The sequence below is a fragment of the Mycobacterium sp. 3519A genome, assembly GCF_900240945.1.
In the GTDB taxonomy this organism is placed as follows: domain Bacteria; phylum Actinomycetota; class Actinomycetes; order Mycobacteriales; family Mycobacteriaceae; genus Mycobacterium.
Window position 1 is genome coordinate 1,124,106 of sequence record NZ_OESG01000013.1, and the last position, 15,850, is coordinate 1,139,955.

Here is a 15,850-nt window from a genome sequence, read left to right on the forward strand (position 1 = left end):
CGGTAATCTTGCGTTCACCAACGCGGGGTGGAGCAGCTCGGTAGCTCGCTGGGCTCATAACCCAGAGGTCGCAGGTTCGAATCCTGTCCCCGCTACCAGGTAAAACGGCCCTCAGAGACCATCTCTGAGGGCCGTTTTCGTAGCTTTGGGAACACTTTTGGGAACATTCGCAAAGCTAACGATCTGATAGGGAACGGACTATCAGTTCGGTAGCGCTTACCGTCCGGAGTTTTCGCAGCCCGGATTAATCAGTTGGGTGCGGCAGAGTGTGAATATGGCCGCAGAACCCGTCCTCTCACGCCTCGCGTTGACTACCTTGTGTCCGCGCCGGCGCAGGGCATGTCGGCTAGCACAAATGCAAACCAGGAAGCCGATCGTTTACGTGCGATACGGCTTTTCCGTGACCGAAGTCGTGGGACCGCGATGCGCGTCAGGACATCGACGAGTGGAACGGTTGTGTCGTCAGATCTGATGGCTCGGCTCCGACGCATCGCGAAGCGGACCCTCGCCTCGGCTGGACCGCGGTATGCACCAGCGCTCGATCCCAAGGCACCGAACCTTGCGATTGAGCCTTTGCAGCGAGCCGCTTCGGCACTATGCCTCGGCGCCGACTTCCGGGCACGCGCGACGGAACTTGCCACCTCGGTCGCCACTGCCTACGAGCGAGACTCGGCTGACGCCGATCGACTCTTTAAGCGTCGAGTGGTGAATCTGCAGCGGGTAAATAGCGACTTGAGCGGGATCGCGGACGCCTCAATTGGCGGTGACGTGCGCAAGCAGGTGCTCCGTTTCCGGCGGGACCTCGCAGCTGTACGTGGACGACTGAGCGACGCGGAAGACGAGGCGTACACGGAACTCCGTGTACTCCAGGACGAGAGGGCAGCGGGTCCTGAGTCTGATGAGGAGAAGAGGATCCGCTCGCACCAGCTGGAGCTGATTCGGATGCGGATTGCGGCACTTCGGCGTCTGGAGGAGCCGCTCATTGAGATCAACGAATTCGCCGACGGTGTCGAGGGTCAGCTTCTTTCTCAATCGAGTTCGATCCTCCTGCTGGGAGAGTGGGGGACAGGAAAGACTCACTTCCTTTGCGATTTCGCTTCGCATGCCCTCTACGACGAGACGCCCGCGCTGGTCGTTCTCGCGACTGAACTTCGGACCGATATCCATCCGTTCGATGCCGTCGCCGAAGCGACGAAACTGGCTTCATCGGGTGTCGAACTGGTTTCTGTCCTCGACGCCGAGGCGAAGATCCGAAATCGGCGGGCAATCCTTCTGATCGATGCGATCAACGAATCCGACCGCGGTGCCTGGCGCAAGTGGCTCCCGCGGCTGTTGAGCGACGTCGAGAAGGCAGACAATCTCGGTTTGGTTGTTTCGTGTCGTACGCCTTTCGATGTCAGCGTAATTGCGGAGAAGACACGAGCGAGGATGGTCGAGCTGTATCACCCGGGCTTCGAGGACCAAGAGTTCGACGCGCAGCTGGAATTCTTCAGGTACTACGACCTGCAGCCCCTGCACGTACCGCTTCTCAGTGCAGAGTTTTCACGGCCGTTGTTTCTTCGGCTCATGTGCGAGGGCGTCAAGGACCTGAGCAAGCGGTCGCAGAAGGAGAAGTTGCGGGACCTTGCGTCAGGCCAGAAGAGCATGACGTACGTCCTAGAGAATTTTGTCAAGCACTCCGGTGCCGAAGTTGAAGCCATCCATAATCTTTCGGCGAAGGCGTGTTGGTTCATCATGAAGGGTGAACCCCGCCAGGGCCGTCTGGGATTGGCCGGAGTCTTGGCAAGGAATAGACGCGAGTGGCTCACTCCCGATGAGGTGGTCGGTGAGATCCAGGCATTCGCTGGTGTCGGGCGAGGGACAGCTAGGGCGGTCCTGAAGTCGATGCGGGCGGCGGGCCTACTGGTTGAAACTTCGCGTTACGAGGACGGCAGATATGTCGACATTTTCACGCTTCCGTATCAGCGGTTCTCCGACCATCTAGTCGCACGCCATCTATTGGACGAGCACCTCGACACCTCAACCGAGGCGAGGTTGCGGCGTTGCTTTTACTCCAATCGACGGTTGGGAGCGGTATTTGTCAACGACCGACGGGGCCGTAGGTTCTCGGAGCCAGGTGTGGCCTCGGCGCTAATGATCGAGTTCCCAGAGCGAGTCAAGCGTTTGACTCAGAAGTGCGGGGCGCGCTCCGAACTTCTCGCGTACCTCCCAAAACAGCGTCGGCTGCTCCATCCGTTCGTCGATGCCTTCCTTGAGGGCTTGTACTGGCGACCGCATTCAAGCTTCACTCAAGAGACCGAGCGATTGGTGACACTGCTCGCAGATCGCCCCGAAGTGAACATCTGCGCCCGCACCTACGAGGTCGTAATCGGACTCGCAGCACGCGGTGACCACCGAGTTGGATTCGACTGGCTCTACAACAGACTCAGCGCGATGCCAATGTACGTCCGCGACCTGGAATGGTCAGAGTTCCTACGGAAAATCGACGCGGATTCGAACGTTCATCGCTTACTCACATGGGTGGAGCAGGAAGATCTGGCAAGCGTCGATCGCGATACGGCGCGACGGGCGATTCGCATACTCGCCCTCGCGCTTACGACGACCGATCGTAGGATGCGCGATCGTGCAACACGGGCGCTAGTGTTCCTGGGGGAACGTCACCCGGTCGCGCTGTTCGATATCACCGCGGATTTCCTCGGATTCAACGATCCGTATGTTCCGGAGCGGATGCTTGGTGCGTCCTACGGCGCATGCCTACGACGGTGGGCGTTGGAGACGGGAAGTTCGGACTTCGCGAATGCCCTCGCGACGCTTGGACGCGAGTTGCTCGAGAAGGTTTTGCGGCCGAAAGCTCCGCATGCGACCTGGCACGCTCTCATGCGGGGTTATGCCTCTGGAATCCTGGATGTCCTACGTCAAATTCGCCCTCGCGCGTTGGCGCGATCCGACCGTGAATTTCTTGTGTTCGGGCCTGGTCAGGCACCATCGCCGTTCCGCCCGTCTTCGCGCATTCGCAAGGCTGATGTGGAGGATCCCGAACACGGAATACACATGGATTTCGGCAATTACACGATCGGTCGTCTCGTGGACGGACGGTGGAATTACGACGATAAGCATCCCGAGTACGCGCGTGTTCGTCGGCAGATTGCCGATCGCATGCGGTTGCTTGGCTACTCGACCGAGAGGTTCAATGCGGCCGACCGAGAGATCGTTCAGCGATACGAGCGTCGACGCGAAGGCGAACAAGTGGATCGGTATGGCAAGAAGTACTCGTGGATCGCGTTCTTTGAGATGTACGGCCTCCGCGCAGGTTTGGGGAAGATCGCAGACCATCGCCTTGTCGACCCAAGGCCGTCTGACGCTGATATTGATCCGAGCTTTCCAAGACCTACCCCGGTTTGGAAGCCGCCTCGCCGAGATATCTTCGCTGCATCACCAACGAACTTCGCGGATTGGCTGACGACTGGGAAGGTTCCCGACTACGTGAGTCTCCTGCGTCAGACCGAGGTCGACGGTCACATCGGCGATTGGGTTCTGCTCGACGGCAACCTCCACGAGGGCGCGCGGGACGGACGAGAGCTACGTGCGTGGGTCACGTCAGTTTTCGCACCGGAGCGATCGCTGGAGTCTCTCCGGAGGGAGGTCGAAGATGGCCGAGAGCAAGGAAACGACGGATTCCCAAACCCTGGCGTGGACTATTACACCTTTCACGGAGAAGTGCCTTGGTCGCGGGCATTTGGAGCTCACGTTCGGAGGAGGGATGGGCGCCCAAAACGACTAAACGACAGAGCATTTACCTATTTCGACAGTGGCTGGAAGGTCGGCATTCCGGTCGAAAATTCGACTCGACATTGGGCATGGGAGAGTTATCACAGCCAGATGAACCAGATAGGCAGCGTGATGTTCCCCGCACCGCCGATTGCAACGGTATTGGGTCTGCGGGTCGTCGGCGGCTCGTCGGACATGGTCGATCAGCGCGGAAAGCTGGCCACGATCTACCGCACGGCGCCCGGACCTGGGTATGGATGTGCCTTTCTATATATGCGCGCCGATCTTGTCGCGGCCTACTCCAAGCGATCCGGTCTTCGCCTGGTTCAAGCCGTTGTCGGTGAGCGGACTCTCGGTTACCGCGTCACGGAGCGCCGGCTGCCCGACTCGCTGCGGCGAATCTTCCAAACCGGCGTTCATCGGTTCAGCGCTGTCGTCGGTCTGGATGAGAGTCCGAAGACCGGTCCTTAAGACGCACCGCCTCGAACCCCATCGACGCGTTGCGGCGCGAGTGTCCGTAAACGACGGCTGTGTGCCCGGCCTGTCCCAGCCAAGCGTGTCAGCGGCAATTCGCATCATCCCGGCGGCGAGCACCGCTCGTGCCGACAGCCTGCGAGCCTTAAACATCCGCTGCGGATGAGCGCGCGCAGAGCCTTCTATGTTCTTGCGCGATATCGCTGCCACTCCCGTCAAGCCGTTAGCTCAACGCTGCTCTCGCCGAAGTCGGCAACTACCCGTAGGTGACCACCCAGCGCCGCGACATAGGACTGCAGCGTCCCGAGCTCCGTGTGTGACAGGTCGCCACTTTCGAGCTTGGACACCCGCGCCTGCGAGACGCCCATGAGCGCGGCGACGTCGGCCTGGCGGGTGTGGCCCAGTGCCTTGCGGATCTCCGCGAGGCGGTGAGCCTGTACGGCAGCATGCATTTCGGTGCGCGCCGCCGCGGCGCGCTTCGGATCCACGCGACCCTGCGCGACGGCGTCTGAGCGGATGTCGCGCCAGTTCCTCGCCATCTCATCCACCTCCTTCGTTCTCTAGCCAGCTGTCATATCTCGCTTCGGCCACCGGAATGTTCTTGTCGTACCAGCTCTTCCAGGTGCCCGCCTTATCACCGCCGAGCAACAGGATCGCCCGCCGAAGCGGATCGAAGATGAACAGGATCCGGATGCTGGTTGCGGCCGGCCGCAGCTCCTTCATGCTGTGAAACCGCGAGCCCTTTACTCTGTCGACCACTGGCCGGCCCAGCGTCGGGCCTTCCATCTCGAGCAGGTCGATGGCACCGGCGACCGTGGTCATCTCGTCGGTGTCGAGGCTGAAGAACCACTCTTCGACCTCCTCGAGCAAAATTACGTCCCACTGCTCGTCTGCCACTATATAATCCCTGCGTTATATCGACAACAGCCGGCGTTCAAGGCCCAGTGCCGTCGTCGTCCGACCAGGCGTCACCTAAGAGGAAGCTGGCCGCTTGTTCGGCCGCCTCTCGGTCGTCGTTGGACATCACGTGCGCGTAGGTCTCCAAGAAGAACCCGATGTTCGCGTGTCCGATGCGTTCACTGACAATTTTTGGGCTTACGCCGGCACGCAATGCCCCCGTCGCATAGGAGTGGCGCAGGTCGTGAAAGGTGATGCGCGGCAGTCCCGCTGCGGCCGCCAGGCGATCGAAGCGCTGCCGGATCGAGTCCGGATGCAACGGTCGGCCGTCCTGGTAGGTGAACACGAAGTGGCCCGGGTGGTAGGCATTGCCAAAGAAGTCGCGCTCACTGTCTTGTACCGTCCGCCACTGCTTCAGCGCCGCGGTTGTGGCGCGGTCGATCGAGATGGTCTGATCGGCGTTGCGGGTCTTACCGCCGGCCTTATCGACGGCCTGGCCGCCGACCACGACGCGGTTGTCGTGCACGGTCACCGTCCCTGCGTCGAGGTCGACGTCACTCCATTTGAGTCCGCAGACCTGGCCGCGACGGATACCAGTGGTCAACTCCAGCACGAACAGCGCTGCGAATCTGTCGCGGCGCACGGATGCCAGAAACTTTTGAATCTCCTTCGCGGTCCACACCGTGCGCCGGGTTCGGGGGAGTCGGGGCGGCTTGACGCTGCTCGCGGGGTTGTCGGTCAACTGTTTCCATGCGACCGCATCGGCCAGCGCTCGGTGGAGAAACGCGTGGATGTTTCGGACGGTCTTGGGTGCCAGCCCCCTCGACGAGGGTTTGGGGACAATGCCGGATCGGTAACGCCGAACAGCGGTGCGCGCCGCGTGGATCGATGTGTTGCAGGCCTCCGACAGCTGACGCGGCGTGGGCGGGTCGCCGTCGGCGACACGCTGCGACCAGTGCTCGTACATCGCTACGTCGTTGTTGCGTTTTACCCGGCCTTCGGCGAGCAGTTTGGCGTACAGCTTCAGTAACTGAGGCTCGTCGAGCCGCTGCAGACGTTCCCCTCCGATGTGCGGGATGACGTAGGAGCGTGCGTAGTCGCTCCAGTTGCGCCACGTCGTGGCATCCAGCGAGGGTTCCACTGCAGCCAACCATTCAGTGAGGAACTGCTCGACAGTGCGTGTGGACGGTTTGACGACACGGCCGCGGTCGGCGTCCCGCATCGCTTCTCGGCAGGCCTTCCAGGCTTCCCGTTCGGTGTCAAAGCCGCCTTTTGATATCCACGGAAACTGACCCGTCGAGGGATCGCGCTCCGGCACCCGGAACTTGTAGTACCACTTGGAACCGCGCGGATATACCGAGCCCTTCACGATGCCAGGTCACGGAGGCCGGCGGTCACGACGTAGACGCGGCCACCGAGACGACGAACCGGCAGCTCGCCGGAGGCGACCAAACGGTACGCCGCAGCCCGGCTGATTCCCAGGAGCTGTGCGGCACGAGGCACCGCAAGCAGAAGAGGGAGTTCGTTGAATACGTTGTCTTCCAATTTCATTCACCAGCCTGGAGGAGAGTCACGCCAGGTGGGTCCTGTTCGGATTCGCTCGGCGCGTTCTGTGCGGTTGTTGCCTGTCGGCTTGGCGCCGTGGAGAGGCGGGTTGGTCGCCTTGCTTCATCTGGGCTCCCAACAACACTGTAATTCTCTGAGGCGACAACTTTGTGCAGAATTTTGACGCCTCGCGTCGCTCCGTTTCTAGCCCGCGCGAGGCCGCGGAACGTGCGGCAACCGGGCCTCCCGAACCTGACACACACCTTCAGCATTATCTCTATTCCCAGCTCCTCAATAAGCAACCTCTCAATCTGTCCCATCACATCCCAAACACGCTGTGTCCATTACACTTAAGCTCCCCTGTCCCACCGCATCTCACTTCCAAGATCCACCCACATTTCTGCACGGCACATTTGCACAGGAGTGCGAGAATGGTTGTGGCACAGCAGGTGCCACAACCGCGGCCGACGGATCCGGTGCGCCGCAGTCACCGTTAGTGGGTGGTTCGGGTGTTGACGATCTCCAAGCTCAAGCGGTGGTCGATCGCCTACTACATCGACACCGCCCAGAGCGCCGAAAAGGCCACCCGCGATCTCGCACGGGCGACGGGCGGGTTGGGGGAGTACTACTCCGAACATGAAACCCGCACGCCGGCATGGCTGCTCGCCGGCGACACCCGCCGGGTCGCGAAACTGGTCGGGCTCAGCGATATTCAGCGGGCCGGGGGAGACGCCGACGCCAAGGTGGTGGCCCGCTGGCTCGATGACGGTGTGGCACCCAGCGGGGCACAGGGGCGAGCATTTGGGCAGCGCGGGGTGCACGGTTTCGATCTGATGTTCGCCGTCCCCAAGAGCGTGTCGCTGGTGCGGGCGCTACGCACCGATGATGTTGTGGCCAAGGCGATTGCCGACGCCCACACCGCCGCACTGGCCGAAGCGATGGAATACCTCGCCGCCCATGCCGGCTACACCCGGGTGCACAACGCCAACACCGGCGAGAAGGATCTAGTGCGGCTGCCCGGGTTGACGGCGATCGCCTACCAACACGAAACCTCGCGATGCGGGGACCCGCACCTGCACACCCACGTCATCGTGCCCAACCGTCAAGCCCGCGCGGACGGACAAATGGTGTCGGTCGACGGCCGAGCTCTTCGGGTTTGGCCGGCCGTGTCGCTTTTTGCGCGGCGGCGAGCTGCGCCGCCGTCAACGGGCCGTCGACCGCGTTGAGGTTGTGCGCGGCCCACTCGCGCAGCTGGGTAGACCGCCGCGACCACGCGGTGATCGTGTCCCGGTCGACGCCGGCGATCTCGGCCGTGCCGGTCGACGGGTCGACGGGCTTCCACTCGATAGCCAGGGACCGGTGTCTCCCTTACATATTAGTGCCAACCACACTTATGGCCCAGATCGATGCCGCTATCGGCGGGAAGGTTGGAGTGGACTTCTTAGGTACGAAGAACTGGATCGGCTCGTTCTGGCATCCAGCCTGGGTATATGTCTGTACCGAATTGTTGTCTACATTGGCGCGCGCGGAGATTGCGAGTGGCTTCGCCGAATTGGTGAAGGTCGGTGCAATCGTCGGCAATCCCTTGTGGTCAGAGATCGAAAAGCACATTTCTCGGGATGCGCTGCCAGGGAGTATCGGTGCAAAGCCAGTCACTCTTGGAATCGAAGCTAAGCTCAACCTACTCGCAGGTGATCCCATGGAGATGGCTTCTCTAGACCGCGCGTTGAATTTTGGCCATTGCATTGGCCATGCGGTCGAGGCTGCCAGCGGCTTCAGATTCCGGCATGGCGAGGCGGTGGCGATCGGGATGGCGGTCGCGAGCCGCCTTGGGGAGTATCGCGGGAATGTTGACACCGACTTTCGCGGTGACCTTGAGCGGTGGCTTGAGGCGTATCAGCTGCCAACGGAAATACCTGAGACTCTGATTACCGATAGTTGGAAGAGAATCGACGATCTCCGGCGTGTAAGGAACGGATCACTGCGCATGGCGACAGTGCGTCGCCCGGGAGACATCCACTTCGTCGATGATATTGGAGAGGCTGAATTCGTCAATGCCAGCCGTCAAGCCTCTGTGCGGATACAGGCGATATGACAAGCGCTCGCCGACCGTTTCTCCTTATCGAGGGGGGTGGCTCGCACACCGTCGCTCTATTGCATGACGGTAACGCTGTGCGGCCGATGCAAGAAGGCGCCTCTTCGAATGCCGAGTCAGTCGGCAAACGGAGTGCGCGCCAGAATCTGGCTGAGCTCGTCGCGCGGACAACGACGGGCTTTTCCGGCACACTCGACGTGTTCGTTGCGCACGGTGCTGCATCGACGCGCGGTCGGGCCCGCCGGCTCGCCCGTGAGGTCCTAGGGTTGATACGGCCTGAAGGCGTGAATGCCCTGACGGTCGTCAACGATCTCGTACCTCTCGCGTGCCTGTACCCAGACCAAGATGTCGTGATCTGCGCTGCTGGGACGGGTACAGGTTACGTCGCTCGTTCGCGGGATGGCCAATGGGCGCGAGCATCCGGCTTTGAATTCATCATGTCCGATGAAGGCGGCGGGTTTTGGATTGGACAACAAGTTCTCAGCTCGATCGTTAGAGCCCATGACGGTCGCGGTCCGAAGACAATCCTTTCCAAAATTGTCGGCGATCGGCTCAGTCTCGATCCAGACCGGTACCTTCCCTCCTTGTTCGAGTGGTTGCACGCCGATCAGCGACAACTCAAATTTCAAACCGCCAGTCTCGCCGACGCCGTGTTCGAAGCATTTGATTGCGAAGATGAAGTGGCAAGAATAATCATTGACCGCATTGTGCATGAGCTCGCTATTGGCGTCGAGGCGGTTCGCAGAGCCGTGGGAAGCGAAATGCAAAAGGCGCGATTACTTCTCACCGGCTCGCTACTCGCGTGTAACGACTACCTCGTCGATGCACTTACGACGAGACTCACGGCATTGAAAGCGACCACCAAGTTATATCCCACTGGTCGTACCGACTACCTGATTGACTGGATTGAGAACTGGCCTCGTATTTGTGAGTCGGACAGAATGCCGCCAGCACTGCCCATCTATGTCCGACACGTGCCGGGAGAATTCGAATGACGCAGACTACCCTTACTGCACGGACAACTACCGATGGATTGCGGGGCGTCCCCGGTACCCATTGGTCAGAAATGGATATCCTCGCCGAGGCGATCGCATGCGGAGAGTATCTCGGTGCAACCGGAGCCATTGTCATCGGGTTCGACGGCAGGGCAGGTTCCGCTGAGCTCGCGGCAATGTGCGCCGACCATCTATTGCACCTCGATATCGACGTGACGCTGAGTGCCTCCCCAACTGTGACGCCAGCAGTTGGCCGCTTCTGTGCGTCCCGCAGCCACGTGACGGGAGGCTTAATATTTACTGCTAGTCACAATCCCCCAGGCTATGTCGGCGTGAAGATGCGAGGCCATGATGGACTGGCATATGACACCGCGCCTTTCGTCGACAGGGCGACGATCATTCGGGACGATTGGGGCATCGACATCCGCTATCCAAGCTGGTCACGCCGCCATACCTCCGATGCGATCAACGACTTATACGCGGAGTCCGTTCTCGCGGATCTTAATGCGACTATCGACTCCTTTGGCGGCGATGTCACCATTGACTCAATGTACGGAGCAGCCGGAAGGTACCAGCAGTTCGTTCCGTCAGCGAACTGGAGGCGAGCGACAGTCGCTCCATTCTTTTTCGGAATTGTTCCGGATCCCGTCCAGGAACTGTCATCCGCGGACGACGATGTGATCGCAGCTGTTGGACCCGACCAATTGCGAGTGCTGACGGACGGAGACGGCGACAGGATAGCGTTAATCACCCGTCAGTCTGGTTACATCTCAAGCACCGAGCTCGCTTTATGTCTGCTCGATGGCGGCGCCACTATGCAGAACGTAATTTCTACGGTAGTGAGCGAAAAATTGCTTGCCGACTCTACCAGGCTACACGGAAAGGCATTCTCAGAGGTCGAGGTGGGTTTCAAAAACGTAATTGCCGAATGGAACCGCTTAGGTCGACCGGCCGCTATGGGCGTCGAACCTAATGGCGGACTCGCGATAGCGAATGACGCAGAGGAATATTTTGAGCGAGACGGCCTCTGGGCCGCAGCACGGGTCCTGACGGAATTACGCACGGTGCGAGCGCTTAATGAAGCAGTATCGGCCGTGCGTGAGCGTCGGCGATTCCGGCAACTTACGCTCAGCACCAGCGAGGGGCTACTGAGTGTCGTAAATGCCTTTGTCGACCGCTACAGCCGTTTTGAGTCGCTTTCGAACGGTTCGGTGTATCAACTGGTATGTATGGAAACGGGTGAGCGCGTATTGCTCAGGCAATCCGGAACAGAGTCCGTTACGCGGATTTATGTTGAAGCCGATACAGACGTGGCAGTTTGGCTAACACAAACCTTTTCGCATCGGTAACCGAGGATAATAAAGGAACGTAGATCATGGAAGTGCTACCATATCCAAGGAATAATCAACAATCGGTCCCCCGCCTATTGGATTTCGAGCTGGCCGATGACGACCAGAGCGCAAAGATGGTCTTTGAATCAGTGCTGGATGGCCGCATCGCCACATTTGAGACGGGCTCCTTTCTCTCATTGCATGCGTCTGGCGACGTTAAACACGATATATGCGTCTCGACGGCCGGGGGCTGCACGAGGCGGTGTACTTTCTGCGCAACAGTAGATTCCGTCCTTGGTTTTGAGCGGCTTTTGTCCTGGTCCGAAATCGTTCACCAAGTGGACATTGCAGTTGAGCAACGGGAAGATTCAGGTGCCGAACGCCACATAGTGGGTTTCATGGGTAACGGTGAGCCGCCCGACAACCCTGACTGCGAGCGAGCAGTATATGAATTAATGGAGCGTCCGTATGACGTGAAACGCATCGCGTTATCGACAATTGGCGAGAACCTCCGAACGTTATCTCGCTATGCCGAGGCGTTCGGTCGCGAACGAGGATTGGGGGCACCCGTCATTCTTCACTTTAGCCTCCATGTCGCCGATGATTATAAGCGTCGGCGAATTATCCCGGGAAGAAAGAAAATCGAAGATATTGTTGCGGTGCTAGATTCATATGCAGAGGCAGCTTACGATCCAATATCCAACCCTCTGCCGGTCCATATGAATGTTGTGTTGATGGAAGATCCGGTGACCGGCTTCTCTAACGCTACAATCGAAGATGCAGATAAGCTTTCGGAGTTGTATCATTCCGACACTAGGGTTAGCGGTACGAGCGCCCATCGACAGTTGAAGCTCGCAGCGTACAATCCCATTCCCGGCAAGCCATTCATGGCACCTGCGATGGAGGTGCGGCGCGCGTTTGTGGCTCGGTTAGCGGAGAATGGCGTGCCGTTCTACACATTTAGGGGCGGAGGAATAGAGATCGATGATAAGGCCGCGCGCGGGGGTTTCGCGTGTGGTCAACTACGTGTTACCACAGCAAAAGTGATTGAGAGGCGAGCACCCGAGCCGTTGAGAAAATCTCACGAAGCTGGAGAAGAGAAGTCGCAATGAGCCAAAATTCTTCGGCGTGGACCATTGTTGATGAGACCTCTTCGAAGGGACCATCTGGCTATATGAAGATTTTAACCCGACGTTATCGATTGCCGGATGGGCGGACGAGCGACTGGGATCTCTTGGACGGAGGTGAAACCGTGGCGGTACTCGCTTTGACTCGGGACGACGATGTGCTGCTCGCTCGTCAATTTAGGCCGGGACCATCTATGGAGTTGGATGAGATGCCCGGTGGTTACGTCGACGAAGGCGAATCAATTCTCACAGCCGCGTCGCGGGAGTTGTTCGAGGAAACGGGGTACGTTTCTGACGACATTGAAATCGTTGGCAGCACCTATCTTTCAGCAACAGCAGTCACCAAACGATATGTGGCCGTCGCAAGAGCATGCACTGCGAGGCGTCCCCCGGAGAACGCAGATGATGAATTCACTATTCCGGTCCTGAAGCCACTCGATAATTTCCGTGCGCAGGTGAGAGCCGGGCTCCTCACTGACACTGACTTGGCCTATCTGGCACTGGACCATCTTGGATTGTTGTAATGACTTTCGGTACGGGGTACGTCGTATTGTGACTAACGTAGGTTCTCTTGCTCGCTGGCGTGACGGCGAATATGCGCAAGTCGATCGATCAGCAGGTATGACACTTGATATTGATGTGCTCGGCGTCCAGGTAAGCGTCAATTCTTGCCCAGTAGCTTGGAATGATCCGTCTATCTTTCGGATGTGGCAGCTCGACCCGATTGATGGCCTTCGAGCGTCGGCTCGAATAAGCGCAAATTGCGGGGAACCCGGATGGAAGTTCGACAGCCGAGGCGGACTCGAGGTTCGCTTCGGGGATTCACTGCCTTCTGAGAAGTCGACTCCCATCTTTCCGGCTGCATTGTTCGCCGCTGAAATAAGTCGTCAACGGGCAGGCTTTTTCCATACCCATGCAGGGGGAGTGGTTATCGGCAATTCGGGCATTCTGATCACAGGTGGTAGCGGTGCGGGAAAGACGGTCGCATCACTTGTTCTAGCCAGTAATGACGGAGTGAAGTTTGCAGGTGGCGACCGTTGTCAGATCATGGTTCGAGATGGACGCGTGTCCTTGTACCGCGATTGGGCAAACATGCGGCTGCGGTCCACATCTATAGCGTCGTCGAGGACCCTAATCGGTCTGTCGTGGGCTCCACGAATAGATAAATGGCTGGTCGAGCCGAGTGGCTGGAATCGCAAGCTGGTAGTGCATGCGTCGGAGCTGGGAGTTTCTCGCTTAAGGGATGTGGCCGAGATTTCTGAAATCTATGAAGTTCGTATTATGCAAGATGCGGATCGAGTGGATGTAGAGCAAATCGGTCGGCAGGACGCCGTCTATGCGATGTCGACAGCATTGAATGACATTTCAACGGGCTTTCTGGTCATTCTTGACGACAAGGACCGTCCTCTTCTTACGCCTTTCTATGACACTCTTCAGGAAACTGCTCTTCGCCGCACAGAGCTATTACGCGCCGTTGTCGATGTGCCGCGGTTCCGTATTACAGGTAGCCTGAAGGCGGTTACGGACTACATCATGGCTACTTCCGCTTAGTCGTTCTCAGGAGATTCTCAACAGATCCGACCATTGGTGAGCAATAATCATTAGACGACAATCGAGAGAATTCACGTGACCCGAGGGGCGCCTTCTGCGGCATGGCGTGGGCGTCTCGTGCGTATAACGATCCCGCAACTAACGAGCAGCAAACATGCGAAATTGTCTGTAGATCCAGCTAGCCAACCGCAAAGCTTCCCCACATCGTCGTGGTTGGGTGACGCCAAACATCGGTTACCTTTCAATACCTTCCCCCACGCGGGCGGATGCGGACGCCAGCATCCCTCAAGATGCCAAGTACGGTCGCACGCCCAAGCCCGAGTGTTTCAGCCACTCGCCGGCAGCTCATACCGCTGATGTAGTGGTCGATTACTTCGGCCGCAGTGATGCGGTAATGCGATGGCGTTGCGCTATACAAGCGATTACGTCGATCTGAACACTTGACACAGTGGAGTCGTTTCCGCCTCGCCCGCTTGTTGTTTTGGTTCGACCAGAACGACTCAAGGGCTACGAAATGGAACGGCCCTCGGAGGTTCTTCGGGGGCCGTTTTCATGCCTTTTGGGAACACTTTTGGGAACATTAGGCAGCTATCCGCACAGAGATGCCTTGCGAGTCGTCGGCTCATACGCGGGCTACGGAAGAACGGTGGGCGAGTGTCGTTTACGTTCGCGGATCTGCCCGAGCCAAACGAGGTCACCTGGGCGACTGGGCGGTTGACGACGCGTACCTACGCCAGCCGGAGTTTCGTAATGACATTCGGTCGGGACGCGGGTCAGAAGGCCCGGTATATCCACAAGGTGTTCGACGAGTCACCCGCGGAAGATGACGATGACTGGGAATGGACAAAGGACGTGGTCTATATAACGCCCGGCGGACGCAAGCAGATCGAACTCAACGTCGCGCGATCTGCTGGCTCGGTGCGGAAGATTCGGATTCAGAAGGTGCCCACTTCAGGAGACGCGACCAAGTTGGAGCATGTACTCGAACTCGACCGAGACCAGTCGACCCGGTTGATCGATCTCATCAAGGCACTGGATTCGATTCCGGTCGACGGCGAGAGCACCGTTTACGTCGATGACCAGGTTTTGCGCGATTTCTTCTCGGACCCAGGGGCGATGGGCCGCGCATATTCACAGGATCCAGAGCGATTTCGTGCACTCATTCAGAGCGACGCGGATGCTCGTGACGTCATCGCTTTGCAGCACCGTCGAGAGGTCGTGGCGACGATGCGAACGTGGCTCGAGGACGATGCCGTGTTTGACGTCGAGATGAACTCCGCAGGTGGGCCGGAACGTGCGTGGCAGCGATTGTTGGAGGCGAACCCGTGGGTCCTTGGAATTGGCCTCGGAGGGCAGCTGCTCACTTCTTGGGATAAGGACAAGCTTGAAAAAGTCGTGGTCGGCAGCGATATCAAGTCGGTCGGCAAACGAGTTGATGCGCTGTTGCGTACGAACGGAATAGTGCGATCGCTGGCCTTCGCTGAGATCAAGCACCACCGAACGGAGTTGCTGGCCGAGGAATATCGATCTGGTGTGTGGCGGCCTTCGAACGAGCTGGCAGGGGCGGTAGTGCAGATCCAACAGACCGTGCGTATGGCACTGCGCGACCTCGGAGAGTACATCGAGGATTCGGCCGAGGACGGCTCGCGGACGGGCACAGGCACCTTCGTTGTGCGACCACGTTCGTTCCTCATCGTGGGGTCGTTGAGCCAGTTGTTAGGTGCGGGCGGTGGCGCAATCGACGACAAGGTGCACAGCTTCGAGCTATTTCGGCGCAACCTTCATGAGCCGGAGGTCCTAACATTTGACGAGCTCCTAGCCCGTGCCGAGTGGCACGTGAAGCTCGCCGAGGAGCAGGCAGCTGTTCGGAAAGACGTCCCACACCAGGATCATGATGGACCAGAGCCACAGGCTCCGGCCGGACAGTCGGCGGAGGCTTCAGCAATCGCCCAGAGCTCCGACGCGTGGGGTGACGACGCGCCGTTCTGAGCCCACCGCCCGCCGTGCAACAGCACCCCGGCCACGAATCCATCACCACTACCGTCGCCGATCGAGCGGTAAAGGCAA

12 protein-coding genes, 1 tRNA gene and 2 pseudogenes are annotated in these 15,850 nt (G+C 59.0%); 10 read left to right on the plus strand and 5 right to left on the minus strand.

All coding sequences use genetic code 11. The annotated features are described in order from the left end of the window. The first annotated feature begins 21 nt into the window (after window positions 1–21). Window positions 22–98 (plus strand) — tRNA-Met (locus C1A30_RS13275). Window positions 99–705: 607 nt separating this feature from the next. Then, window positions 706–4,239, plus strand: a complete 3,534-nt coding sequence (locus C1A30_RS13280) for a hypothetical protein (RefSeq protein ID WP_142392598.1) — start codon at window positions 706–708, stop codon at window positions 4,237–4,239. Between the two features lie 218 nt (window positions 4,240–4,457). Here C1A30_RS13280 and C1A30_RS13285 read toward each other — a convergent pair whose 3' ends face one another. Genes C1A30_RS13285 through C1A30_RS36340 form a run of 4 tightly spaced genes read right to left on the minus strand, consistent with a single transcriptional unit; the run spans window position 4,458 to window position 6,690 of the window. After that, window positions 4,458–4,781: a helix-turn-helix domain-containing protein gene (locus tag C1A30_RS13285; RefSeq protein ID WP_101948745.1), complete on the minus strand. Its 324-nt coding sequence runs from the start codon at window positions 4,779–4,781 to the stop codon at window positions 4,458–4,460. Between the two features lies 1 nt (window position 4,782). Further along, complete coding sequence (locus tag C1A30_RS13290; protein ID WP_101948746.1) at window positions 4,783–5,139, minus strand: type II toxin-antitoxin system RelE/ParE family toxin; 357 nt, start codon at window positions 5,137–5,139, stop codon at window positions 4,783–4,785. Between the two features lie 37 nt (window positions 5,140–5,176). Beyond that, a complete protein-coding gene (locus C1A30_RS13295; RefSeq protein ID WP_142392599.1) occupies window positions 5,177–6,508 on the minus strand; it encodes a tyrosine-type recombinase/integrase in 1,332 nt (443 codons plus the stop codon). Next, the gene (locus C1A30_RS36340; protein ID WP_101948747.1) at window positions 6,505–6,690 is read right to left on the minus strand and encodes a helix-turn-helix domain-containing protein; all 186 of its coding nucleotides are present in this window, start codon (window positions 6,688–6,690) and stop codon (window positions 6,505–6,507) included. The genes C1A30_RS13295 and C1A30_RS36340 overlap by 4 nt, the downstream gene beginning before the upstream one ends. Window positions 6,691–7,193: 503 nt before the next feature. On the opposite strand from C1A30_RS36340, the pseudogene mobF reads away from it, so the two are divergent. Beyond that, window positions 7,194–7,835 (plus strand): annotated as a pseudogene (mobF, locus tag C1A30_RS13305) (MobF family relaxase); the annotation flags it as partial. Here mobF and C1A30_RS35610 read toward each other — a convergent pair. Further along, window positions 7,828–8,043: pseudogene (locus C1A30_RS35610) on the minus strand (relaxase domain-containing protein); the annotation flags it as partial. The pseudogenes mobF and C1A30_RS35610 sit on opposite strands and share 8 nt — an antisense overlap. A 19-nt stretch (window positions 8,044–8,062) precedes the next feature. Between C1A30_RS35610 and C1A30_RS13315 the strand changes: the two are divergent. The 7 genes from C1A30_RS13315 to C1A30_RS13345 all read left to right on the plus strand — a co-directional run bounded on the left by C1A30_RS13315 (window position 8,063) and on the right by C1A30_RS13345 (window position 15,772). Continuing rightward, window positions 8,063–8,779: a hypothetical protein gene (locus C1A30_RS13315; RefSeq protein WP_235009862.1), complete on the plus strand. Its 717-nt coding sequence runs from the start codon at window positions 8,063–8,065 to the stop codon at window positions 8,777–8,779. Continuing rightward, a complete protein-coding gene (locus C1A30_RS13320; protein ID WP_101948749.1) occupies window positions 8,776–9,774 on the plus strand; it encodes an N-acetylglucosamine kinase in 999 nt (332 codons plus the stop codon). The genes C1A30_RS13315 and C1A30_RS13320 overlap by 4 nt, the downstream gene beginning before the upstream one ends. Next, window positions 9,771–11,123, plus strand: a complete 1,353-nt coding sequence (locus C1A30_RS13325) for a hypothetical protein (protein WP_101948750.1) — start codon at window positions 9,771–9,773, stop codon at window positions 11,121–11,123. Before C1A30_RS13320 ends, C1A30_RS13325 begins: the two co-directional genes overlap by 4 nt. Before the next feature lie 26 nt (window positions 11,124–11,149). Further along, the gene (locus C1A30_RS13330; protein WP_101948751.1) at window positions 11,150–12,217 is read left to right on the plus strand and encodes a radical SAM protein; all 1,068 of its coding nucleotides are present in this window, start codon (window positions 11,150–11,152) and stop codon (window positions 12,215–12,217) included. After that, window positions 12,214–12,756, plus strand: coding sequence for an NUDIX hydrolase (locus C1A30_RS13335; protein WP_101948752.1), 543 nt, complete (start codon window positions 12,214–12,216; stop codon window positions 12,754–12,756). Before C1A30_RS13330 ends, C1A30_RS13335 begins: the two co-directional genes overlap by 4 nt. Window positions 12,757–12,853: 97 nt before the next feature. Beyond that, window positions 12,854–13,783 (plus strand): hypothetical protein, encoded by a 930-nt coding sequence (locus C1A30_RS35375; protein ID WP_160112739.1) that lies wholly within the window; start codon window positions 12,854–12,856, stop codon window positions 13,781–13,783. A 654-nt stretch (window positions 13,784–14,437) separates the two neighbouring features. Then, window positions 14,438–15,772, plus strand: coding sequence for a Shedu immune nuclease family protein (locus C1A30_RS13345; RefSeq protein WP_235009868.1), 1,335 nt, complete (start codon window positions 14,438–14,440; stop codon window positions 15,770–15,772). Window positions 15,773–15,850: the final 78 nt, after the last annotated feature.